The organism is Lachnoanaerobaculum sp. (assembly GCF_057250505.1).
The window spans coordinates 1-22,405 of the sequence record NZ_DBHIEQ010000015.1 but is presented as its reverse complement, the minus strand read 5'-3'; the positions used below and the strand labels follow the sequence as shown (position 1 = coordinate 22,405).

The following is a 22,405-nucleotide window of genomic DNA, read 5'->3' as shown; positions in this document are numbered from 1 at the left end:
ATGGCAATCAGAATTGCACTTACCGGAAACCCTAATACCGGTAAAACTACATTATTTAATGCCCTGACAGGTTCCAACCAGACTGTCGGTAACTGGCCGGGCGTTACAGTTGAAAAAAAGGAAGGTAAGTTAAAGGGACATACAGATGTAATTATCACAGACCTTCCGGGTATTTATTCTCTTTCTCCATATACATTGGAAGAAGTTGTAGCCAGAAATTATATTCTCAATGAAAAGCCTGACGCTGTGCTGAATATAATTGACGGTACAAACCTTGAGAGAAACTTATATCTTACTTCACAGGTTACCGAGCTTGGTGTTCCTGTGGTTATTGCCGTCAACATGCTTGATGTACTTGAAAAGAGCGGAAACAAGCTTGACCTTGACAAGATGAGTGAAAGCCTCGGATGTCCTGTTGTAGAGATTTCCGCACTTAAGGGTACAGGAATTATGGAAGCAGCTGAAAAGGCTATCTCTCTTGCAAAGTCAAAGACTCTTCCGAAAGAGCAGCATGTATTTGACAAAAACGTAGAGTCCGCTGTAAAAGATATCATTGATCTTTTGCCGGGTAATGTACCTGATCTTCAAAAGAGATGGTACGGAATTAAACTTTTCCAAAGAGATGCAAAAGCTGTTGAACAGCTTAACATATCGGATGACACACTTAATAAGATTGAAAAGATAATTACAACTTGTGAAGATGCTATGGACGATGAGGCTGAGAGTATTATCACATCCGAGAGATATAACTATATTTCAAATGTAATTGCAAGCTTCTACAAAGTAAAGAACAAGGACTATGTAAGTATTTCAGATAGGATTGATAAGATCGTTACAAACAGAATCTTAGGTCTTCCGATATTTGCAGCCATCATGTTCTTGGTTTACTATATCTCTATTACCACTATCGGTACAGGAATGACCGACTGGGTAAATGATGAATTGATCGCAAACATTATACAGCCTGGCATTCAAGGCTTTTTAGAGTCTGTAGGCGCTGCAGAGTGGCTTGTAGGACTTATTGTAAACGGTATCGTAGCCGGTGTAGGTGCGGTTCTCGGTTTCCTTCCTCAGATGCTTACACTGTTCTTCTTCCTCGCTATATTGGAGGGTTGCGGATATATGGCAAGAATCGCCTTCGTTATGGACAGAGTATTCAGAAGATTCGGTCTTTCAGGTAAGAGCTTTATTCCGATTCTTATCGGTACAGGTTGCGGTGTTCCGGGAATTATGGCTTCAAGAACTATTGAAAGTGAACATGACAGAAGAATGACGGTTATTACAACCACATTTATTCCATGTTCTGCAAAGCTTCCTGTTATAGCACTTATATCAGGTGCATTGTTTGATAACTCCCCGTGGGTTGCTTCATCAGCTTACTTTGTAGGTATTGCCGCTATTGTCGTCTCAGGTATCATGCTTAAGAAGACCAAGATGTTTTCAGGTGATCCTTCACCGTTCGTTATAGAGCTTCCTGCATACCATATACCTACGGCAGGTTCTGTAATCAGATCAATGGCTGAGAGAGGAACAAGCTTTGTTAAAAAAGCAGGTACAGTCATCACTCTTGCCACTATACTTGTTTGGTTTTTAAGCTACTTCGGCTTTGTAAACGGTGCTTTCACATACCTTACAGAAGAACAGATGGATTTGTCATTGCTTGCACATATCGGTAATACTTTTGCCTGGATTTTTGCTCCTCTCGGTTGGGGTACTTGGAAACCGGCAGTTGCAGCCATCACAGGACTTATGGCAAAAGAGAATGTCGTAGGTACATTTGGTATTCTATACCATGTTTCAAATTTTGATAAAGATACAGGTGAGGGTATCTGGCAACTTCTTAGAGCTGACTACACTCCTCTAACGGCTTACTCATACCTCATATTCAACCTTCTGTGTGCTCCTTGTATTGCAGCGATGAGTGCTATCAGAAGAGAGATGAGCAGTGTAAAATGGTTCTGGACTGCTGTAGGATATCAATGTGGGTTTGCATATATAGTCGGAATGATTATATATCAGATAGGATCACTTATAATTACAGGTAAGTTCGGTATCGGTACAATATTCGGATTTATCGGTATTATTGCTATTATTTATGGTCTTGTACGTAAGCCTTATGAAGAGAGACATCCTGAACAAAAGGCTGACGCAAGAGCATAGTTGTTTTACTAAAGAAAGGAGATCACTATGGTAGCAACAGTTATTATTTCAGCTGTATTGGTCGGTGTAGTAGGTCTTATTGTAAGAACTATATACAATGATAAGAAAAACGGAAAGTCATCCTGTGGAGGTGGCTGTGGCGGTTGTTCAGGCAGCTGTCATCACTAAAAAATTAAGAGTCGCAGCAAAAGCTACGGCTCTTTTTTATTTCCAAGTCTTATATCTTCTATTTGTTGTTTTAACTCACCTTTTAGCGAATCAAATAGTCTGTTACCGACACTTTGTTTTTCTATATGCTCTTTTCTGAAGTTTTCTTTTGTCTCTTCCAGATCATATAAGAACTCTCTTGCAGATATAAGTATGGCACCCTTGCCTCTTATTATTATCTGCTCAATACCGTCAGAGGTGGCTACAGTAACATCATATTTTTTCATCATCTCATGTGTGGTCTTTTCAATATACTGGTCCGCAGTTTCTGCAGTCTTTGTATATACCACATATACTCCTGAAAAATTAAGTATCTCCGTATCATGATTTTTCAGTCTGTATGCGTCAAAAACAAGTATTATCTCATAGTCCTTATACGCCTTATAGTCAATCAAAAGCTCCAAAAGCCTGTCTCTTGCCGCATCAATATTGGTATTTGCAAGTTCACTTAGTGACTTTGATGCAAATATAACATTGTAACCGTCTACCAGCAGATAGTGCTTTTTCTTTTCCCTTTCCTTGTATACATATTCTCTTTCAGGTGTCTTTTTGACAGGCGCATCCCGGTCTCCTATTCTTGGAGTTACCTTACCGTATGTCCTCTCAAAGATTGCCATCAGCTCTTCACTGTCAGCCTTGCTTGCATCATAGGTGGAACGAACGGTCTCTATTTTCTCCTCTTCTTTTACAAGTTCAAACTTCTTAAGCGGTATATGCATATAGTTAAATACCTCATTCCAAGGTACTATAAAGCCCTCACCATGTGAAGCAAACACGGAATCCGCAGTATTTTTAACGTCAAACTCCGGATAATAATTACACTTTTCAATAATCTCATCCGCATTGTGACATGGCAAAAAGCCTCTGAGACTGAATGCAATCCGTCCAAGTCCTTTTGTATAGGATAAAAGTACACTGCCGTAATTTTGAATATTGACGGTAGGCGCAAATCCGGTTACACGAAGTACATCCGTTCCTTCATAGCTTATCTCCTCGGCATTCATATTGTTGAGGTCGTTTAAGAGTCTGCCCAGGTTTTCTATAGGAAGTTCTATTTCAAAGTCATAGTAAGGCTCAAGCAGTATGGATTTTGCATACATAAGTCCGTGTCTTACGGCTCTATGTACGGCTTCAAGAAAATCTCCGCCCTCGGTATGCTTTTCATGTGCTCTGCCTGCCACCAAAGTAAGCACCACATCTGTAAGCTCACTGCCTGTAAGTACACCTTTAAACTTGGAGTTTTCCACGGTATTTCTTACCTGACTTTGGTAGTTCTTTAGCAGTTCATCGTCAGATACATCATTTTTATATACTATACCGCTGCCTCTCTCACCTTGTGATATGAGTATATGCACCTCCGCATAGTGCTTCATAGGTTCAAAATGCCCTACTCCCTCAACGCTTCCCACTATACTCTCCTTATAAATAATGCCTCCGTCCACAAGCTCACAGCTTATATGAAGCCTCTCATTTATCAGATTCTTTATAAGGTCTATCTGAACTTCACCCATCAGATTTACTTTTATTTTTGAAAGTTCTTCATCATACTCCATCCTTATTTCAGGTACTTCGTCAAATATCTGAATAAGCTTGGGATATATCTGATTTATACTTATATCCTCCGGAAATATCATATTGTAGCTGAGTACAGGCAAAAGCTTTTGTATCGGTCTTTTTATATCTCCGAAAGTATCACCTGCATGTGACTTTGTAAGCCCTGTCACCGCCACAATATCTCCGGGATTTGCCATATCAACCGCTACATATTTATCACCGTCATATACCCTTATCTGATTTATCTTTTCGTCATTTAGAGTATCCTTGACACACAGGCTTCCTCCCATAAGCTTTATAAATGAAAGTCTGTTGCCGCTCTCATCATATTTTATCTTATATATTATTCCCGAAAGCGCCTCAGGATAATCCTTTTCATCTATAAATTCAAGTATTTCTTCTATATTTATAAGCTTAAGAGCCGAACCGAAGATAACGGGAAAAACCTTAGCTTTTTGTATACATTCTTTTATATCTTCCTTTGTTATCTTCTTTCCCTCGACAAATTTTTCTATCAGGCTTTCATCACAGGATGCCACTTCTTCCTCAAGTACCTTTTTATCTGCCGAAAAATCTACTATATTTTTTGATAACGACTTTTTTAAGCCATCCATCACCTTATCTTTATCAAACTTGTCACTGTCAATTTTATTTACAAAGATAAGTACAGGTATATTTGCCTCCTTCAAAAGTTTAAAGAGCGTATGTGAATGTGACTGCACACCTTCACTTCCGCTTATAACAAGTATTGCCATATCAAGTACGGATATACACCTTTCCATCTCCGCACTGAAATCAATATGCCCCGGAGTATCTATTATATTTATATCCTTATATCCTATCTTAGTCCTTGCCGTCTTTGAAAAGATTGTAATACCTCTTTTCCTCTCGTATTCATCATTATCGAGGAAGCTGTCGCCAAAATCCACTCTGCCGACTTTTCTAAGTTTCCCGGTCTTATAAAGTATGGCTTCTATCAATGTAGTCTTTCCGGCATCTACATGTGCCAATATACCAACATTTATCATACCTTCACCTATGTAAGCGGTGCAAAGCTTAAAGGAACAAACTTTTCCAAATCCTTTGGCGACATCTCCACCTGATATCCTATCTTTCCGCCGCTGAATATTATGTTCTCATAGTTATTAGCTGTCTCATCCAGTACTGTCGTAAACCTCTTTTTCATTCCTATAGGAGAACATCCTCCATGTACATAGCCTGTAAGCGGCAAAAGGTCCTTAGACTTAAGCATTTCAATAGACTTCTCACCTACAGCCTTTGCAGCCTCCTTTAGATTCAGTTCCTTTGCAACCGGTATTACAAAGACATAGTTTGCCTTAGATTTGCCCACAGTCACCAAAGTCTTAAATACTCTGTTTTCATCCTGACCCAGTAACTTGGCCACTTCAACACCGTTTGTAGACGGAGTATCTACATATGAATAGTGATTATATTTTATCTTCTTTTGATCTAAAAGTCGCATTACATTGGTTTTCTCATCCATATTTCTCTCTTTTCTATATCAATAAATATTCTGCCTTATCGGCTTACATTATCTTTATATACCTCTCTCAGCTAAGTAATGAAACCGCTTCGTTTATATTGCTTACACCTATCAGCTTTATATTACCTTTGAATGAAATCTTTTCAAGGCTTACCTTAGGCAGTATACATACTTCAAATCCAAGCTTCATCGCTTCTCTTATCCTGATCTCAGGCACACTCACCGCCCTGACCTCACCTGAAAGACCCACCTCTCCAAATATTACGGTTTTCTCATCTATTGCCCTGTTTTTCATACTTGAAATAAGCGACATTATAATGGAGAGGTCAAGTGCAGGCTCATTTATTCTAAGTCCACCGGCAATATTTATATATGCATCATATCTGCTCATTGCAAGTGCGCACCTTTTTTCTATAACCGCCATCAAAAGATTGATTCTGTTCACATCCGTACCTGTAGACGTCCTTCTTGGAAGTCCGAAAGCTGTAGGCACGACCAAGGCCTGTACCTCTACCAAAATAGGTCTGCTACCCTCCATAAGGCAGGCTACAGCCGCTCCGGTAGCATTCTTGGGTCTGCCTGAGAGCATAAACTCTGAAGGATTTTTCACCTCTATAAGTCCTGCCTGTTGCATCTCAAACACTCCTATCTCATTGGTGGATCCGAACCTGTTCTTTACCGCACGAAGTATTCTGTATGAGGCAAACCTGTCGCCTTCAAAGTAGAGCACTGTATCCACCATATGCTCCAAAACCCTCGGGCCTGCAACTTGTCCTTCTTTGGTCACATGACCTACTATAAATATGGCAATATTATTTTCCTTAGCCACCTGCATAAGCAGATTGGTGGACTCCCTTACCTGACTTACACTTCCGGGTGCAGACGCCACCTCCTCATTAAACATGGTCTGTATTGAGTCAATTACCACCACATCAGGCTTCTCACTAAGTACTGTCTCTTTTATAATATTCAGATTTGTCTCACAAAGAAAGCTTAAGTTTTCAGTGATATCACCGATTCTCTTTGCCCTCATCTTTATCTGCTTAAGGCTTTCCTCTCCTGAGATATACAGGACATCTTTTTTACTGTCCGAGATATTCTTACATACCTGTAAAAGCAGTGTGGACTTTCCTATTCCCGGGTCTCCGCCTACCAATACCAGCGAGCCTCTTACCACTCCGCCTCCAAGCACTCTGTCAAGTTCCTCAAATCCTGTGTGGAACCTGTCTTCTTCTTCCAGCTGTATTTCAGAAAGTCTTGAGGGCTTTTTGTAAGTATTACTTGACAATCCTTTGGCAACAGTCTTTGTCTTTACTACCGGTTCTTCTATAAGGCTGTTCCATGCCTTACACATAGGACATTGCCCAAGCCACTTCGGCGACTCATAGCCGCATTCTTTACAAAAGAACGCACTTTTACTTGCTTTTGCCATAAAAACCTTTCTATTTAAAAAAGGGGCATCTTCTTAACCGGATGCCCCATGTAACTATCTTTTTTTGATTAAAACTTTTGTGCTCTTTTCGCTTAGCTCTACACTGAATATAAGTTTACCTGACAGATTTGTCTTCATACCTCCTATGCTGACTCCGTCTACATAAACTTCATATTCTGTATCCTCTTCCAACCCGATGGTAATCTGAGTATCTCCAAAACCGTATATTTCAAATGTAGTCAAATTTGGGGTAGTCTCGAATCCCATTACTGTACTTCCCGGAACCGACTCATATACAAATGCTGAATTCTTCTCAAGTTTTGTAATCTCTTTATAAGTCTTCACCTTGTATACATCTCCATCATGTCCAAAATCTTCTACTTTTGATTTTGTACCAAGAATATAATTGCCAAAACTAAGTTTACCATCTGCCTCTTTGCAAATCAAACTCTCTACTACCGGCATATTAACCTCCCACCAAGCTATGTTGTTTTTGTATGAATAGTATACAACATTTGCAAACTTCAAACAAGTATATTATTGAGAATGGATATGTGAATTCTATAACATAAATTTTCTTTTATAAGTGCTACACCAAATAAGTCAATCTCTCTCTACTTTCATACCACTTAACCTAATTGCTTTAGCCATTTCTGTTTCATCTTTTGTATCATCTTGAATATTATCGATATTCATTGTTATACGCCAAATATAACGATTTTTAGCACTATCAAACGTTTTACCTATAACTTTACCCTCAAGCAGACTTCCAACATTAGGGCGAATATCTGCAGAGAACGGTTCCACTAATTCACTAATATGAATGCTTCCAAACTCAGAGAATCCAACAATTTTTACTTGAATAAAATATTCTACGATTTTAATGACCTCACATTTTACAATAATTCCCGGTTCAATTTCTCTTTTAGGCTCAACTACTTCATCATTTCCCAATAATTTAATAGAACTGTTATATGCCCTTGGTCCGTCATAACTAAATCCAATTCCAAACTTTACTCTTTGTCCGATATTTATTTTACTGATCTCACCATTAGTTGCTGAAGGATTAAAATATACTTCAATCCCTTTCCAGTCAATATATGCATGACTTTCATTGACATAGCTATTACTAATTCTACCTATCAATGGATACAATATTCTTGACATTTCATCTTCTGGTATAGCATCTTTCTTATTTCTATTGTTTGTTACCAGTGCGTTAATTCCTTCGCCATTCTTTGAAAGCCAATGCCTTGGTATTGTACGATTATATAAGGTTGCTGATTTTTGTTTTAACTCTCTTAGCAACTTTGGTAAATCGCTTTCAGCCAATGTACTTCCCATAATACTTTGGATGCACTTTAAAACAAATCTATAGTAGTGTGCATCTGCCGAGTCAGTAATACTGATCCACTGATTTAGCTTAACAATCGCATCATACATCAAATCATCTTGGTTTTCCACCTCGAGCCTTTTAACTGCATCAAACCAAATCCTTATATTCCCTACATGTTGCTTATCTTCTGATATATTATCCTCCATAAGACTAACCACTTTTGTAAAATATTCTTTTTTTGATTCTAAATCAGAAGTACTATCGGCAACCTTCAAATATGATCTGGCAAGAATTCTTCTTGCTTGTGCACAGTTTCTGTTATTAGAATTACTTATATACTTGGTCCATATTTCAATACTTTCTTCTACAGATGACGTAAGAGTTTTAATTCTTTCCTCTATACCATCTAAATCTTCATATACTGAATCTGAAGCCAACTGTTTCAGTTCTTCCCAAACTGTTTCCGCCCTATCGACATATTGCATAGCCCATTTACCATTTTCTGAAGAAATATACTCCTCAAAGCTTTCTATCCCTTCAAGTAAATTCTTTGCAAGATTTGCGATTTGAATACATAGGTTAATCTCTGAAACATGCCCTGCTACACCAATATTGCTATCTCTAACAATTTCAAAATACTTAAATGCTCGTTCTGCATCTTCCTGTATATTTTCTTTATATATTGAAATATCATACTGAGGATCCTCCCTAAGGCTACGTAGCAAATCCCTAATATACATATTTGTTATTCTTGAGGAGTATCCCATCGCTTTCATATGATAAAACAAAGGATCCACCTTCCCATTTTCTATTTCTGACATTTCTATTGCTGCATTAATGTTTTGGAATCCGCATTCGTAATTCTTATCAATATAGAAATAAAATCTTGCAAGATGTGCTGTAAAATGTGGCTCTTCTGGGTATACTTTAACCAACTTTTTAAATATGCTTACAATTGCATCTTTTGAAGGATCATATTTTCCATCAGTATTTGTACGATGTTCCTCTCTTAATTTTGTTATAAGAGGAGAAAATACTGGCTTTTCAGAGTTAACATCTGTCTTTCTACTTATAAACAAGCTTCTTAATAGACTCAATGTATTCTGATTAATCGTATAACTATTACTCCTAGAATCTTCAATAAAATCAAGTATATAATCAACAAGATTTAAGAATACAATTTCTTCTGACTCACGTCCGTTTGAAAGTTGTCTAAGAATCTCTTCACCGAACAAATTATAACGTATCCTTATAGTTTCTTTTTCATATATTTTTTCAATACGAACAAGTTCATTAATTCCAGGGGCTTCTTCCAATAAGAACTTATCCACCGATTTATCGTAGAATAAATCCATAAAATATTGTTTATCAATTGCCACATTCGCATAATCTGCTATAGATAATGCAAACAGTATTTTTTTTAATTGATCATTCATTCCTTCAATAAACCTTGCTATAAATGGTTTTATACCTTTGAATTCCTTATCAAATGCATACATAGCTAATATAAATGGCAGTCTATCATTTCCATTTAATTTCAAAACCTGTTTCTCAAACTCTTCTTTAGCCTCTTGATTTGGTAAGAAGTCAATCAGCTTACTTTTCATTTGTTTAGCTTCGCTTGCTCCAAACTCATTAATAAATGTATAATTACTTCCTCCATTACTATTTATTCCTCTAATTTTTCTCTGAAAATAGCAAATAACAAAAGCAAAGCCCTTCAGCTTAAGGTCTATTTGAAGATTTTTCACTTCCTCAATATCTATTTCATTATTATCTGCAAAGATCAAAACCGGCATATGTGTTAAATCATAAATTTTTTGTAAGTTATTACTAGTATGCTCATTCAAACGATTCAGAATCAATGTTGGATAAACATCTCTAAACTCCCATGCCAGTCTTCGCATCATGGTAGTCCCACCAATCCCGGGAATATAGTATACTTTTCTTAACAATCTTGCTCTTTCCTTCAAGTCCTGTCTTATTTTATCTTCAATCATTTTTTTATCAGGTTGAATAATATCAAATTGCTCTCTTAATCCATACCAACTTATATTCTGTATTCCTTTATAAAAAAAACTTCTGTCACACTTCCTGGAATCAAGTTCGTCCTCATGATCAACATCAATATATACAGCTTCAAAAGAATCTTGTAATTCTGTGGCAAAATTTTCATCAATGCTAACTTTTTTTCTATTTTCTGCCGGTAATTCATATTTAACCATACTTTCAATAAACTGACTATCTTGATTATATACCAATAAATTATCAGCAAATTCCTCAAATTTAAGTTTAGATAATTTAAAATTCTCATAATCAATATAATTAAGCTCCCTATCTGCAGATAGCAAACAAAAATCTATCTCTTCACCACCATCATATATATCATTAAAGGCTTCTACTATTTTCCTAAGATTCTTTTCATCTTCAATTGAATATATAAAAGCTTTTACAGGCTTTGTATACTCTTTATGATATTCTTCTAGAAGTGTAGTAAGGTACTTTCCATGGGCAGTACCCCATTTTTTAGGATCTACCACAGTTTCCGGTTTATCTGAAGTTCCATTTGCCATTACCCAGTATGGTGCGGGTGATGATACAAACTTTTTTCTTGCGTTAGTATAATCTAAAGTACAAATTCTCGGCCTGACCCCTCTTATTTCAAAATATTCCTTAGCCAAACCATCTATATCACTATCAGGATCCATATCTATAACCAGATCCCATTTAAGTGAAAACAGCCCTTTTAGATTAATTGTTCCAACTTTTTTTGTTATTAATACATATGAATATGTAGAATTAAAATCAGAAGTATTCTCTAATAGTTCATACCACTCCTTCCCTTCACCGTAAATCGAGTCATCTATAAACTCTAGTTTAGCATCAGAATCTATATAACTATTTATTATTTTTCTAATTTCTCCCAATACTTCTTTATATTTACTAGGATTAGGAATAGTTCGATCATGCTTAGGCCTGTTATTAACCTCTTTAGCATTACTTAAAATCTTTTGACAGTCAATTCCATTAGAAGACACACTAGGTGATGCCAAAATTTTTAATTCATCTAAAAGCATCATTATTGTAGCCTTTCTTGAACTAAGTCTTCCAACCTTGTATTCCCTTTCATGTTTTGTAATTTCACCAGACTTAAGCTTTTCATCATACCTTTTGTACAAATAGTTTTTTAATGCCCATTCACAACATGTATAGAGGTCTGTACCTGCATCTCGTAACTTTTTAGATGCCAAGTCCTCATCTCCACCACTCAGCACATCACAAAATCGCTTATACTCTCTTACACTTTTGTTAAATTGATCGATCACAGCTTTTTTATCCCTGTAATTAATACCATTTGTGCTAAGTATAAACTGATTATATTTTTCAGCTTTCCTTTTTACACTTTTTTTCATAATAAATCACCTTTCTATTCATTTCATTTTATTAACTAGTATTTATGTTATATATATTATACTTCGTATCTATTAATATATAAATACTATACAGTATTACTTTATTCGCATTAAGAGCCTTATTATGAATAATTTAGGTTAATATCATTTTATCTTTTTTAATTTATTAACATCATATGACCTTTTCTGATAGGCCAGCAAATACCATATTGAACTATCCCCTGACTTTGAACCATTATCTATAAGTTGTTTTGCTTTCTCTGGTAACTTATCGTAAACCCCCTTAGCACTTAGAAGCCGTTTTAATTCTCTATAATATTCATTTACAATTTTTCCTGTTTTATCATTAGACTTTTTCAGCACTATACGATTAGAATTTGAAAAGATGGTTTCCCATTGGCCTTTGTATTGTTTATACTTAATTTTATTATGTTTAAAATAATTATTAATTTTATCATATATGTTATTATATTTTCCACCATTGATAACTACAATAGATTTGTTAGTCATTCTATTAAGAATATCATTTAAATTAGTCTTAATACTGTTTAGAAATTTTGATGAAGTTAAAAAATTACTAAAAATCACCAACTCATACTTATCGTTTCCTGAATATTCTTTAATATTATAATGTTTACCATGATGAAAAGGAACATGATATTTTTTTCCCTCTTTAAGTGCAATTTCTGTAAATCTATGTAGGAAATCCCTAAATGAATGACTATTTTCAACATAGTCAGATTTAATCTCTAATCTTATATCTTTATGTTGTTTAACCCAATCATAAAAGTCCGAAAATGCCAAAAGAGCCGGTGCAGGCCCTGTTCCTACATCTAATATTCTAATAGTATAATCAAATTCATCCTTATTTTGTTTTTCTGTTAAATTACTTATAATATAACAATCCTTTGTCTCTAATAATTTTAATTGCATATATTGAAAACGATGATATCTTTCTAGCAAATGAAGCATTACATAAGCCATTACAGTCTTATTATCATCATAATCAACTTCATTGCACCTAGTTATAACATCATTAAATATATTAAATTCTTCCATATTAGAAAAATCAAGTCCAAAGCATTCTTTTGGTTTTTTTAAAATCTTTATTAAAAGATTTTTTAAAAACTTTATATCTTTCAACTGTTGACTTTTTAATTTTTTTAATAATATATTTTTGTTTCTTTCCTTGATGATAAGTTTTATATTCTTTAGTATTTTTGTTTTAAGAATATAATTAATAAATTTCATAATTAATACATTCCTCACATATATTGTTATTATTAGTCATTTTCAATTCTCCAAGCTGTATCTAATCCATAGTTACTATATAATACCTTATATAAGTGTTATTTATCAGCATTTCTTTATAATAGAATTTTCATTATTCAAATATTTTACAAACTCTAAATTCAAACTATATTAAACTCTACCTCTACTTAAATAAACCAATTTATGGTAAATATTATATAATATTGTTACTAATATATAATATTTACTTATCTATAGTTTATTTACTTGTATTTATACATTGTAGTAGTTCTTCAACCTTCGAAACAATGCGCTGTTGCTCTATAATTGGCGGAAGAGGTATAAGCATCTTTGATAATGTCTGTCCATTACAATTTGGTTGTGCAGTGGAAATTGTGCCAGTTCTTAACTGATTCCAATACAAATTTGTTTGCATAAAGTAATATAAATACATTGGATCTAACATATTGCTATACCTAGTCCTTATAAGGTATCCTGCGTAAATAGATTCTTCCAAAATATCTCTTACAATATAAGATTTTCCAACAGTACCTCCTGTTCTTGCAAATAAAATATCATTTTCAGCCAGTTTATATTTATCTATATCTTTTTCATCTATATCACAAAATGGCACATTGTCCCAATCTATCACTCCATTTTGTATATCTGTTATACGTACCATTTTGATTCTTCCACTTATTTTTGCCGGTGCATTATAACCGTATTGGATAGAAAATGATAGTTCACCCCATCTTACCCACTTCCAACTATCCGGTATTTCAAACGGTATTTCATCATCATTTATTTCAGGAAGTACCTTTTCCCTTTTTATCTTTCCCGCTTTTATCAGTATTTGTTTCTCTGACTGTATCTTCTTATACAGTTCATCTCCTGTTCCTTCTTCAGCCCTTTGTTCCACAAGTTTACCTTGAATGGCATACTGCAAAATAGACTTTTTCATATAATCTGGAAATTCGTCATTAAGCTTTTCAAGTTTTTTATATGATAGTGCATATCTATCTATATATGAAAGAAGTTCTTCTATTTTATTAACTATACGTTTTTGCTCTGCTAGAGGAGGTAGCGGAAAATAAACATTTGCAATATCTCTAATAACCCAATTCTTATTTCCAATACCCCTTGTGTTCACTCTGGCCTGATTCTGTACAAGTGGTGAATTTATAATATACTTTAAAAAACTAACATTAAGATTACCTGTTGAAATTTTTATAAGAGCTACACTAACGAATAGTGAAAATTCTATATCTGTATCTACTATTACAGGTATACCTGTTGTCCCAACTTTTGTTAATAGTAAATCACCTCTCTCGGCATTACATCTTTTGTATAGTTCTTTGTGTTCTTCATCTGATATATACTTACAACCTGAAAAATCAAGTCTTCCTGAACTTATATCTTTTACCGAAAGAAATGGGATACCATAATCAATATATTTTGGTGTTGAATGTGTACCATCTGTTAATTTATTAATTATATTACCAAGCCTTACCCATTTCCAACTTTCAGGAATATCAAAAGGAACCTCATCTTCACTTATCTCAGGCAGTATCTTTTCTTTTTTTATCTTTCCCTCTTTTAGAAGTCTTTGTTTCTCTGACTGTATCTTCTTATACAGTTCATCTCCTGTTCCTTCCTCAGCTCTTTGTTCTACCAACTTTCCTTGTATTGCATACTGTAGGATACTTGATTTTAATTGTTCCGGTGTCATTCTATGATACCTCCCGGTAATAATGCTTCCAACTTGGCGAGTACTTTATCTATCTCTGCGTTCAAGGTAGCTCTCTTTTCTTGATATTCTCTTATTGTATCAATCGGATCAAGTATTTCTTCTTCTTCATGTGTATATCCACATAAATCAAGATTACATCCCTGTTCATTAACCAGAAAATCTGTGCTAAACTCTTGTGCCTTGAAATTTTCTCCATCCGGAATACTTTTTTGATCACTCCACCATTCAACACATTCATCAAAATGTTTAAGTTCCATAGGCTTTGTCTTTGAAAAATGCTTTCTATCCGACGGTATATCTATTCTATAGAACCAAGTTTTACCGTTCGGTTCCTTATTATCAAAGAAAAGCAAATTGGTTGAAATAGAAGTATATGGGCTAAATACTGAATTTGGTAGTCTCACAATAGTGTGCAAGTTAAATTCAGTTAATAATTTCTTTTTTATATTTACTTTCGTATTGTCCAAGCCAAATAAAAATCCATCAGGTACAACCACCGCTGCTCTACCGTTTTTCTTTAAACGATACATAATAACCGACATAAACAGGTCGGCTGTTTCAGAACTTGCCAAGTCGTCAGGGAAGAACCCTTGAATAGATTTATCTTCATGCCCACCATATGGTGGATTCATAAGTATAACATCAAATTTATCATCATCTGTGTAGTCAAGCAGATTATGTTTAAGAGAATTTGTGTGATAAATATTTGGCGTCTCTATATCATGTAACAGCATATTTGTCACACATAATAAGTATGGAAACGGTTTTTTCTCAATACCGTAAATACTGCTGTCAAGCATCCTTTTATCTAAAGTATCATTTACCTGTTCTGATAATACATTAAGCCACGATGTTATAAAACCTCCCGTTCCACAGGCAAAATCCGCCATTTTTTCACCAAGCTTAGGCTGTATCATTCTTGCCATAAAATCAGTTACTGCTCTAGGCGTATAGAATTCACCTGATGAGCCTGCAGACTGCAACTCCCTCAAAATTTCCTCATACACAAATCCAAAAGCATGACTTTCCTTAACATCATCAAGCTCGATCTCATCAATAACATCTATTACCTGACGCAAATATACTCCATCTTTCATATAGTTATTGGCATCTTCAAACGCGGAATAGACAATTGCCTTTTTCATTGGTGTATCAGGTGTAACTCTGATTCCGTTATATAGTATCTTATCTCCATCTTTTATATCATTACCCTTTAACACCGGAAATAATTTATTATTAACAAAATCAAGTAGTGTATCTCCTGTCATAGCATGACCGCTACTGTCCGCTTTTGCCCAATTTCTCCACCTCAAATCTTCAGGTATTATTGACTTATAATTATCTTCACTTACCTCCCAATCATCTTCCTTTGAATCATATGCTTTTAGGAAAAGTATCCATACCATTTGCTCAATTCTTTGAGCATCTCCATTGATACCTGCATCCATACGCATAATATCTCTTATTCTTTTTATAAACCCCGACTTCATAGCCATATTTAAACTACCTCAACCTCATATATATTATCTTCAAGTTCTTTTAATGCAGCTTCATAACTCGACTTACCGCCAAACATCTTTACAATTTTTGCCGGCTTACCAATGTTTTCAAAATCCGATAAAGATAATACCTTAATGTCCTCAACATCTGTAATACCTTGATTCATATATCTGTCAAGCAATATATTGAGTACCTCCTGCGCATCAGATGAATACTTGCTAAAGAAATCCCTCTTTTTCACATTATTTGCTCTCTCTTTTCTTGTCAACGGCTTCTTTCCATATGCCACATAACAGATAAAATCGAAATCATCTATACCTTCCATTTCTTGGTCTTTCTTCAATACCTTTATGTCAACACCCTTTTCTAAAAACAATTCTTCAATAGTTCTTTTTTTATCTGAATCTTTCCACTTTTTAATAAAGTCAGATAACGAAGCATATTCACCCTTGATGTTTGTTCTTGTGTAGTCAATAATATCTTCCTGTCTTAGCAATTTACCATCCGGATTGTACACTGAAACTATTCTGTTTATAATTTTTACACTACAACCTTTGTCATTGACAATCGGACGTAAGACATTATATTTGCCTTCCTCTTTTATTACTCTATTATTTTTTGTTGTAGTACTTCCCTTTTGAAAGCCTTCATCTTGTTCAATAGGACCATCCCATTCAGGATCTGCAAACAACTTTGTTACATTTCTAAAATCCATTACAACAAAATGTGTTTTGCCTTCTTTTTCTCTTATACGAGTTCCACGACCTATAATCTGTTTAAACATAGTCATACTTTCAATCATCTTATCAAGTACTATAAGCTTAGTCATTTTACAATCTGCGCCTGTTGAAAGCAATTCTGAAGTTGTTGCGATAACCGGATACTTACTTGACACAGAAATAAAGTAGTCAAGTTTTGACTTTCCATATACATCTGAACCGGTTATTCTGACACAGTAATCAGAATTTTCTTTTATTAGATCCTTGTTTAGATTATTTAAAGCTATTCTCATACGCTCGGCATGTTCCTCAGATGCACAGAACACTATTGTCTTTTGCATTCTGTCAGTACTTTTTAGATATTCCGTTATTTCCTCAGCTACAGCTCTAATTCTATCTTCTATTACTATATTGTAGTCATAGTCTCTATTATTATAGATTCTGTCTTCTATAAGATTTCCTTCAATATCTATTTGACCTTTTCTTGGTCTCCAGCCGTCACCTATATTTGTTGTTATATTAATAACCTTAAACGGTGCAAGAAACCCGTCTTCAATTCCTTGCTTTAAACTGTAGGTATAAACAGGTTCTCCAAAATAATCAATATTAGAAATTTTTTCACTTTCCTTTGGTGTTGCTGTCATTCCTATCTGAGTTGCATCTGAAAAATATTCAAGTACTTTTCTCCAATTGCTGTCTTCTTTGGCACTTCCACGGTGACATTCGTCAACTATAATAAGATCAAAATAGTCTTTTGGAATTTTTCTAAAATTCTCCTCATCATTTTGGCCAACCATTTGATGATATAGTGCAAAATTGACTTCATGTGAAGCTATATTTCTAAGACATTCTTTATCTGAAAAATTCACTTTGTAAATTGTCTTTTCAAGTGGTGCAAAATCTTGTAATATACTTTGATCCACAAGAATATTTCTATCTGCCAGATATAACACTCTTTTCCTTAGTCCTGAACGAAGTAGACGATATACTATTTGAAAAGCTGTATATGTCTTTCCTGTACCTGTAGCCATTACAATTAAAAGCCTTTGCTGACCTCTTGCGATTGCTTCTACAGTTCTATTTATAGCATTTCTCTGATAATATCTAGGTGGAAATGTCGTTTGTGACGAATAATAAGGTTGTGATACAATCTTTTTTTCATTATCGGACATTCCCTTTCCATCATTTGTCTCACTATAATATCTGGCTATAAGCTCTTCCTGAGTCGGAAATTTATCAAGTTCAATTCTTTTTTCTTCGCCAGTCAAAAAATCATGTTCAAAAAATGCATCACCGTTTGAAGAGTATGCAAATGGAATATCCATCATCTTAGCATATTCCATTGCCTGCTGTAATCCATATGATACAGGATATTTATTGGATTTTGCTTCCACAACTGCTATAGGTTTACCGTCATTAAGATATAGAACATAGTCAGCAAATTTTGCACTGCTCCTATTCGTGATATTTCCACTAACATTTATTCTGCCGTCAGTAATCTTATTTTCCATACCAATATGATTTCCCCAACCGTTCACAATGGCAGGAGTAATATAATACAATTTAATTTCTTCCTCGGTCATTTTCTGTTTGTCAACTGTAGTCATAGCATCACACCCCTCAGTTAATAAGTACTTCTATTATACTATATGTATTAAGAATTTCACAACAAAAAACTGCCGCACACTCTTTACGAGTATGCGGCAGTCTGCGCGTCTTTATTATATTGGCTTTTAGCCTACAAGCTTAGCAACATTGAGTCTGATTCCCGGGCCCATTGTTGAAGTTAAAACGATGTTCTTAATGTATGCACCCTTAACTGTGCTTGGCTTAGCCTTGTTGATAGCATCCATGATGCTCTGGAAGTTCTCTAAAAGCTGCTGCTCACTGAATGAAGCCTTTCCTACAGGTACGTGAACCAAGTTTGTCTTATCAAGACGATACTCTACTTTACCTGCTTTGATGTCTGCAATAGCCTTTGTAACATCCATTGTAACTGTACCAGCCTTAGGGTTCGGCATAAGTCCCTTAGGTCCGAGTACCTTACCGAGACGTCCTACAACGCCCATCATATCAGGTGTTGCAACGATAACGTCAAAGTCCAACCAACCGTCGTTCTGGATCTTCGGAATAAGCTCCTCAGCTCCTACATAGTCAGCTCCGGCTGCTAAAGCTTCATCAGCCTTAGGCCCCTTTGCAAAAACTAAGATTTTAACAGTCTTACCTGTTCCGTGTGGCAGAACTACCGCACCACGAATCTGCTGGTCTGCATGACGTCCGTCAAGACCTGTTCTTATATGTAATTCTATTGTTTCATCGAACTTAGCTACTGCTGTTTTCTTAAGTATAGCTACTGCCTCGTTTGCATCATATTGTACGCTACGATCAACTAATTTGGCAGCTTCAACATATCTTTTTCCGTGTTTCATGTATATTACCTCCTAAATTAGTCTTCTACTGTGATACCCATTGAACGGGCTGTACCTGCTATCATAGAGATAGCTGCGTCAATACTTGCTGCGTTTAAGTCAGGCATCTTAAGCTCTGCTATTTCCTGAAGCTGAGCTCTTGTGATCTTAGCTACCTTTGTCTTGTTAGGTACGCCTGATCCTGAAGCTATTTTACATGCCTTCTTAAGTAAAACTGCAGCCGGTGGAGTCTTAGTTATGAAACTAAAGCTTCTATCTGCATAAACTGTGATAACTACAGGGATGATCAAATCTCCCTGATCTGCTGTTCTTGCATTAAACTGCTTTGTAAACTCAACTATATTTACACCATGCTGTCCAAGAGCCGGACCGACAGGTGGAGCCGGTGTTGCTTTACCTGCAGGTATCTGCAATTTTATATATCCTGTAACTTTCTTTGCCATATGGCACCTCCTTGTGGTAATTTCGGGAACTTCCCTCCCACGCATTTAAAATGCATTATGTAATAACGGCTTATGCCGGATTACACCTTCTTTACTTCTGTGAACTCAAGCTCTACTTTTGTCTCTCGTCCAAACATTTCTACATTGATAGAAACAGTCTTTCTTTTTTCGTTGACAGCGGTAATCACTCCCACGGTATCCTTCCATGCTCCGCTGATGACTGTAACCATATCGCCTTCCTTGAGGTCAACCTCAAGCCTTGCTTCCGGCTTTGTAGCGTTGCCGCTGTAGCCGAGTGCTACAAGCTCATCTTCGGTGAGTGGTACCGGCTTGCTTCCCGGACCTACGAAACCTGTAACGCCTCTGGTATTTCTTACGACATACCAGGTTTCATCATTCATATACATATGAATAAGGACATATCCCGGGAAAAGTTTCTTATCTGACGATTTTTCGACACCGTTTTTCACTTCAAGTATGGTTTCCATAGGAACCGTAACTTCGAGTATCTGGTCTTGAAGCCCACGATTCTCAATTGTTTTTTCAATATCTACTTTTACTTTATTCTCATAGCCTGAATAAGTATGGGCTACGAACCATTGTGCTTCTGCCATATTATCACCTATTTGATAACAAAGTTTAGTAATAGTTTGAAGATAAAGTCCAGTATTGATATTATAATACCGATAGCTATAGATGATGAAATAACAGCAATAGTCTCTCTTACAATATCATCCTTAGTTGGCCATACTATCTTTTTAAACTCTGTCTTTATACCTTTCAAAAAGTCAGATATCTTTCCGCTTTTTCCTTCAGCCATAAATACTCCTATTTTGTTTCCTTATGCACTGTATGAGTTCTACAGAACTTACAATACTTTTTGATTTCCATACGGTCAGGATGATTCTTCTTATCCTTAGTCGTATTATAGTTTCTCTGCTTGCACTCTGTACAAGCAAGTGTTATCTTTGTACGCACAATTCCACCTCCATTGTTCGAATTAGACTTGAAAATCCAAAAAAAAAGGACTTTGCATCCTTTAATCTTTCACATTCTAGCACAATAACTTATTTTCGTCAAGCACTATTTTTCTTGTCACTTTTGTAAATACGCTATAAATTCGGCTTGACAAACCACTGTAAAGTTTTAGAATTGTACCGGAAGTAAACATAATTTAATGGAGGCGTTCATTATGGAAAAGCTAAAGTTATTTCTTAAGCGAAAGGATGTCGTTATCTCGGCAAAAAGATATGGTATCGACGCTTTGGGAGCTATGGCACAGGGACTGTTTTGTTCACTTTTAATAGGTACTATTATCAATACTGTAGGAAAGCAGTTTAATATCGGCTTTCTTACAAGCACTGTAGCCACCATTGCAGGAGTTGACTATACTGTAGGTTCTCTTGCAAGTGCCATGAGCGGACCTGCAATGGCAGTGGCAATAGGCTATGCACTTGCCACTCCGCCGCTTGTACTGTTTTCACTGATTACTGTGGGTTTTGCATCAAATGCGCTTGGAGGTGCAGGAGGACCGCTTGCAGTACTATTTGTAGCAATAATAGCTTCTGAAGCAGGTAAGATGGTGTCAAAAGAAACCAAAATAGATATACTGGTCACTCCGCTTGTCACTATCTCGGTCGGAATACTTTTATCCGCACTGCTTGCACCGACTCTCGGAAAGGCCGCTATGAAGCTTGGTACAGTCATCATGTGGGCTACAAGCCTTCAACCTTTCCTTATGGGAATACTGGTCTCACTTCTTGTAGGTGTGGCACTTACACTTCCTATTTCATCTGCAGCAATCTGTGCCGCACTCGGACTTACAGGACTTGCAGGCGGTGCCGCACTGGCAGGTTGCTGCGCACAGATGGTCGGCTTTGCAATTATCTCATTCCCTGAAAACAAATGGGGCGGACTTATCTCACAAGGTATCGGTACATCCATGCTTCAGATGGGCAATATTGTAAAGAATCCGAGAGTCTGGATAGCGCCATGTATCACATCCATGATTACGGGACCTATAGCAACCTGCATATTCAAGTTACAAATGAACGGTGCCGCAGTATCATCCGGTATGGGTACCTGCGGTCTTGTAGGCCAGATCGGAGTGTATACAGGTTGGATAAATGATGTAACAAGCGGTGCCAAATCCGCCATCACTTCATTTGATTGGATCGGACTTATTATGATATCCTTTATCCTACCTGCCGTTATCACACCTGTTATCCATATGTTCGTAAGAAAAGCGGGACTTGTAAAAGACGGAGATTTGAAACTCTAAAGAAAAAAGCAGCTTAATGATTATCTCACTAAGCTGCTTTTTTTATAGCAGTCTGAATACCTGTTCTGCCGTATCAGTCAGATTTTTCTTCGCAGTATCCGTTTGCATCGCTTCTTCCAATGTAACTATTCTTCTTAGAATAGGAAAGAATGCGTCTATTCCGTGCTCATTACAAACTCCTGCATCCTCTGTTACACTTCCTGAGAATGCTATGACTTTTTTAGCATACTTCTTTGCAATATTTGCTACACCTACAGGAGCCTTTCCCATAACGGTTTGATGATCGAGTCTGCCCTCTCCTGTAACTACAATATCAGCATCCTTTACATATTCCTCAAGCTTTGTCTCATCAAGGACTATTTTTATTCCCGATTCAAGCTTTGAATTTGTAAAGTTAAAGAATGCATATCCAAGTCCGCCTGCCGC

The 22,405-nt window shown here is 36.0% G+C and carries 18 protein-coding genes; 3 read left to right on the top strand and 15 right to left on the bottom strand.

What is annotated here, in order from left to right; genetic code table 11:
* Positions 1-2,160, top strand: a complete 2,160-nt coding sequence (gene feoB, locus ACO6FI_RS07740; protein WP_485456839.1) for a ferrous iron transport protein B — start codon at positions 1-3, stop codon at positions 2,158-2,160.
* A gap of 27 nt (positions 2,161-2,187) precedes the next feature.
* Positions 2,188-2,328 carry a FeoB-associated Cys-rich membrane protein gene (locus tag ACO6FI_RS07735; RefSeq protein WP_009446349.1) on the top strand — a complete coding sequence of 47 codons (141 nt, stop codon included), beginning with the start codon at positions 2,188-2,190 and terminating at the stop codon, positions 2,326-2,328.
* A gap of 23 nt (positions 2,329-2,351) precedes the next feature.
* Here the strand turns inward: ACO6FI_RS07735 and ACO6FI_RS07730 are convergent, their stop codons facing one another.
* From ACO6FI_RS07730 to rpmG, 14 genes are all read right to left on the bottom strand, one after another.
* The gene (locus ACO6FI_RS07730) at positions 2,352-4,949 is read right to left on the bottom strand and encodes an NYN domain-containing protein (protein ID WP_485456838.1); all 2,598 of its coding nucleotides are present in this window, start codon (positions 4,947-4,949) and stop codon (positions 2,352-2,354) included.
* Between the two features lie 8 nt (positions 4,950-4,957).
* Positions 4,958-5,425: a Cys-tRNA(Pro) deacylase gene (ybaK, locus tag ACO6FI_RS07725; RefSeq protein ID WP_009446346.1), complete on the bottom strand. Its 468-nt coding sequence runs from the start codon at positions 5,423-5,425 to the stop codon at positions 4,958-4,960.
* A 67-nt stretch (positions 5,426-5,492) separates the two neighbouring features.
* Positions 5,493-6,857: a DNA repair protein RadA gene (radA, locus tag ACO6FI_RS07720; RefSeq protein ID WP_485456837.1), complete on the bottom strand. Its 1,365-nt coding sequence runs from the start codon at positions 6,855-6,857 to the stop codon at positions 5,493-5,495.
* A gap of 54 nt (positions 6,858-6,911) precedes the next feature.
* Positions 6,912-7,322 carry an endosialidase gene (locus ACO6FI_RS07715; protein ID WP_314767386.1) on the bottom strand — a complete coding sequence of 137 codons (411 nt, stop codon included), beginning with the start codon at positions 7,320-7,322 and terminating at the stop codon, positions 6,912-6,914.
* Positions 7,323-7,460: 138 nt separating this feature from the next.
* Complete coding sequence (locus ACO6FI_RS07710; protein ID WP_485456836.1) at positions 7,461-11,606, bottom strand: hypothetical protein; 4,146 nt, start codon at positions 11,604-11,606, stop codon at positions 7,461-7,463.
* Between the two features lie 144 nt (positions 11,607-11,750).
* Positions 11,751-12,857, bottom strand: coding sequence for a hypothetical protein (locus ACO6FI_RS07705; protein ID WP_485456835.1), 1,107 nt, complete (start codon positions 12,855-12,857; stop codon positions 11,751-11,753).
* Positions 12,858-13,116: 259 nt separating this feature from the next.
* Entirely contained in the window at positions 13,117-14,586 is a 1,470-nt protein-coding gene (locus ACO6FI_RS07700) for a restriction endonuclease subunit S (protein WP_485456834.1), read from the bottom strand.
* Entirely contained in the window at positions 14,583-16,103 is a 1,521-nt protein-coding gene (locus tag ACO6FI_RS07695) for a class I SAM-dependent DNA methyltransferase (protein WP_485456833.1), read from the bottom strand. Before ACO6FI_RS07695 ends, ACO6FI_RS07700 begins: the two co-directional genes overlap by 4 nt.
* A 2-nt stretch (positions 16,104-16,105) precedes the next feature.
* Positions 16,106-18,433 (bottom strand): EcoAI/FtnUII family type I restriction enzme subunit R, encoded by a 2,328-nt coding sequence (hsdR, locus tag ACO6FI_RS07690; protein ID WP_485456832.1) that lies wholly within the window; start codon positions 18,431-18,433, stop codon positions 16,106-16,108.
* A gap of 126 nt (positions 18,434-18,559) precedes the next feature.
* A complete protein-coding gene (rplA, locus tag ACO6FI_RS07685) occupies positions 18,560-19,255 on the bottom strand; it encodes a 50S ribosomal protein L1 (protein ID WP_060931728.1) in 696 nt (231 codons plus the stop codon).
* A 17-nt stretch (positions 19,256-19,272) separates the two neighbouring features.
* The gene (gene rplK / locus ACO6FI_RS07680; protein ID WP_060931729.1) at positions 19,273-19,698 is read right to left on the bottom strand and encodes a 50S ribosomal protein L11; all 426 of its coding nucleotides are present in this window, start codon (positions 19,696-19,698) and stop codon (positions 19,273-19,275) included.
* 80 nt (positions 19,699-19,778) lie between these two features.
* Complete coding sequence (gene nusG, locus ACO6FI_RS07675; protein WP_009446338.1) at positions 19,779-20,312, bottom strand: transcription termination/antitermination protein NusG; 534 nt, start codon at positions 20,310-20,312, stop codon at positions 19,779-19,781.
* Positions 20,313-20,320: 8 nt separating this feature from the next.
* Positions 20,321-20,518, bottom strand: a complete 198-nt coding sequence (secE, locus tag ACO6FI_RS07670; RefSeq protein WP_009446337.1) for a preprotein translocase subunit SecE — start codon at positions 20,516-20,518, stop codon at positions 20,321-20,323.
* 8 nt (positions 20,519-20,526) lie between these two features.
* Complete coding sequence (gene rpmG, locus ACO6FI_RS07665) at positions 20,527-20,676, bottom strand: 50S ribosomal protein L33 (RefSeq protein WP_008751059.1); 150 nt, start codon at positions 20,674-20,676, stop codon at positions 20,527-20,529.
* Positions 20,677-20,890: 214 nt separating this feature from the next.
* Between rpmG and ACO6FI_RS07660 the strand changes: the two genes are divergently transcribed.
* A complete protein-coding gene (locus ACO6FI_RS07660) occupies positions 20,891-21,979 on the top strand; it encodes a PTS sugar transporter subunit IIC (protein WP_485456831.1) in 1,089 nt (362 codons plus the stop codon).
* 42 nt (positions 21,980-22,021) lie between these two features.
* Here the strand turns inward: ACO6FI_RS07660 and ACO6FI_RS07655 are convergent.
* On the bottom strand, positions 22,022-22,405 hold a 384-nt coding region (locus ACO6FI_RS07655; protein ID WP_485456830.1), incomplete at its 5' end, for a glycerate kinase.

Bases quoted from the DNA above. Each gene is read 5' to 3' on its own strand.
- feoB (WP_485456839.1), top strand. From the start codon at position 1: ATGGCAATCAGAATTGCACTTACCGGAAACCCTAATACCGGTAAAACT.
- ACO6FI_RS07735 (WP_009446349.1), top strand. From the start codon at position 2,188: ATGGTAGCAACAGTTATTATTTCAGCTGTATTGGTCGGTGTAGTAGGT.
- ACO6FI_RS07730 (WP_485456838.1), bottom strand. From the start codon at position 4,949: ATGATAAATGTTGGTATATTGGCACATGTAGATGCCGGAAAGACTACA.
- ybaK (WP_009446346.1), bottom strand. From the start codon at position 5,425: ATGGATGAGAAAACCAATGTAATGCGACTTTTAGATCAAAAGAAGATA.
- radA (WP_485456837.1), bottom strand. From the start codon at position 6,857: ATGGCAAAAGCAAGTAAAAGTGCGTTCTTTTGTAAAGAATGCGGCTAT.
- ACO6FI_RS07715 (WP_314767386.1), bottom strand. From the start codon at position 7,322: ATGCCGGTAGTAGAGAGTTTGATTTGCAAAGAGGCAGATGGTAAACTT.
- ACO6FI_RS07710 (WP_485456836.1), bottom strand. From the start codon at position 11,606: ATGAAAAAAAGTGTAAAAAGGAAAGCTGAAAAATATAATCAGTTTATA.
- ACO6FI_RS07705 (WP_485456835.1), bottom strand. From the start codon at position 12,857: ATGAAATTTATTAATTATATTCTTAAAACAAAAATACTAAAGAATATA.
- ACO6FI_RS07700 (WP_485456834.1), bottom strand. From the start codon at position 14,586: ATGACACCGGAACAATTAAAATCAAGTATCCTACAGTATGCAATACAA.
- ACO6FI_RS07695 (WP_485456833.1), bottom strand. From the start codon at position 16,103: ATGGCTATGAAGTCGGGGTTTATAAAAAGAATAAGAGATATTATGCGT.
- hsdR (WP_485456832.1), bottom strand. From the start codon at position 18,433: ATGACTACAGTTGACAAACAGAAAATGACCGAGGAAGAAATTAAATTG.
- rplA (WP_060931728.1), bottom strand. From the start codon at position 19,255: ATGAAACACGGAAAAAGATATGTTGAAGCTGCCAAATTAGTTGATCGT.
- rplK (WP_060931729.1), bottom strand. From the start codon at position 19,698: ATGGCAAAGAAAGTTACAGGATATATAAAATTGCAGATACCTGCAGGT.
- nusG (WP_009446338.1), bottom strand. From the start codon at position 20,312: ATGGCAGAAGCACAATGGTTCGTAGCCCATACTTATTCAGGCTATGAG.
- secE (WP_009446337.1), bottom strand. From the start codon at position 20,518: ATGGCTGAAGGAAAAAGCGGAAAGATATCTGACTTTTTGAAAGGTATA.
- ACO6FI_RS07660 (WP_485456831.1), top strand. From the start codon at position 20,891: ATGGAAAAGCTAAAGTTATTTCTTAAGCGAAAGGATGTCGTTATCTCG.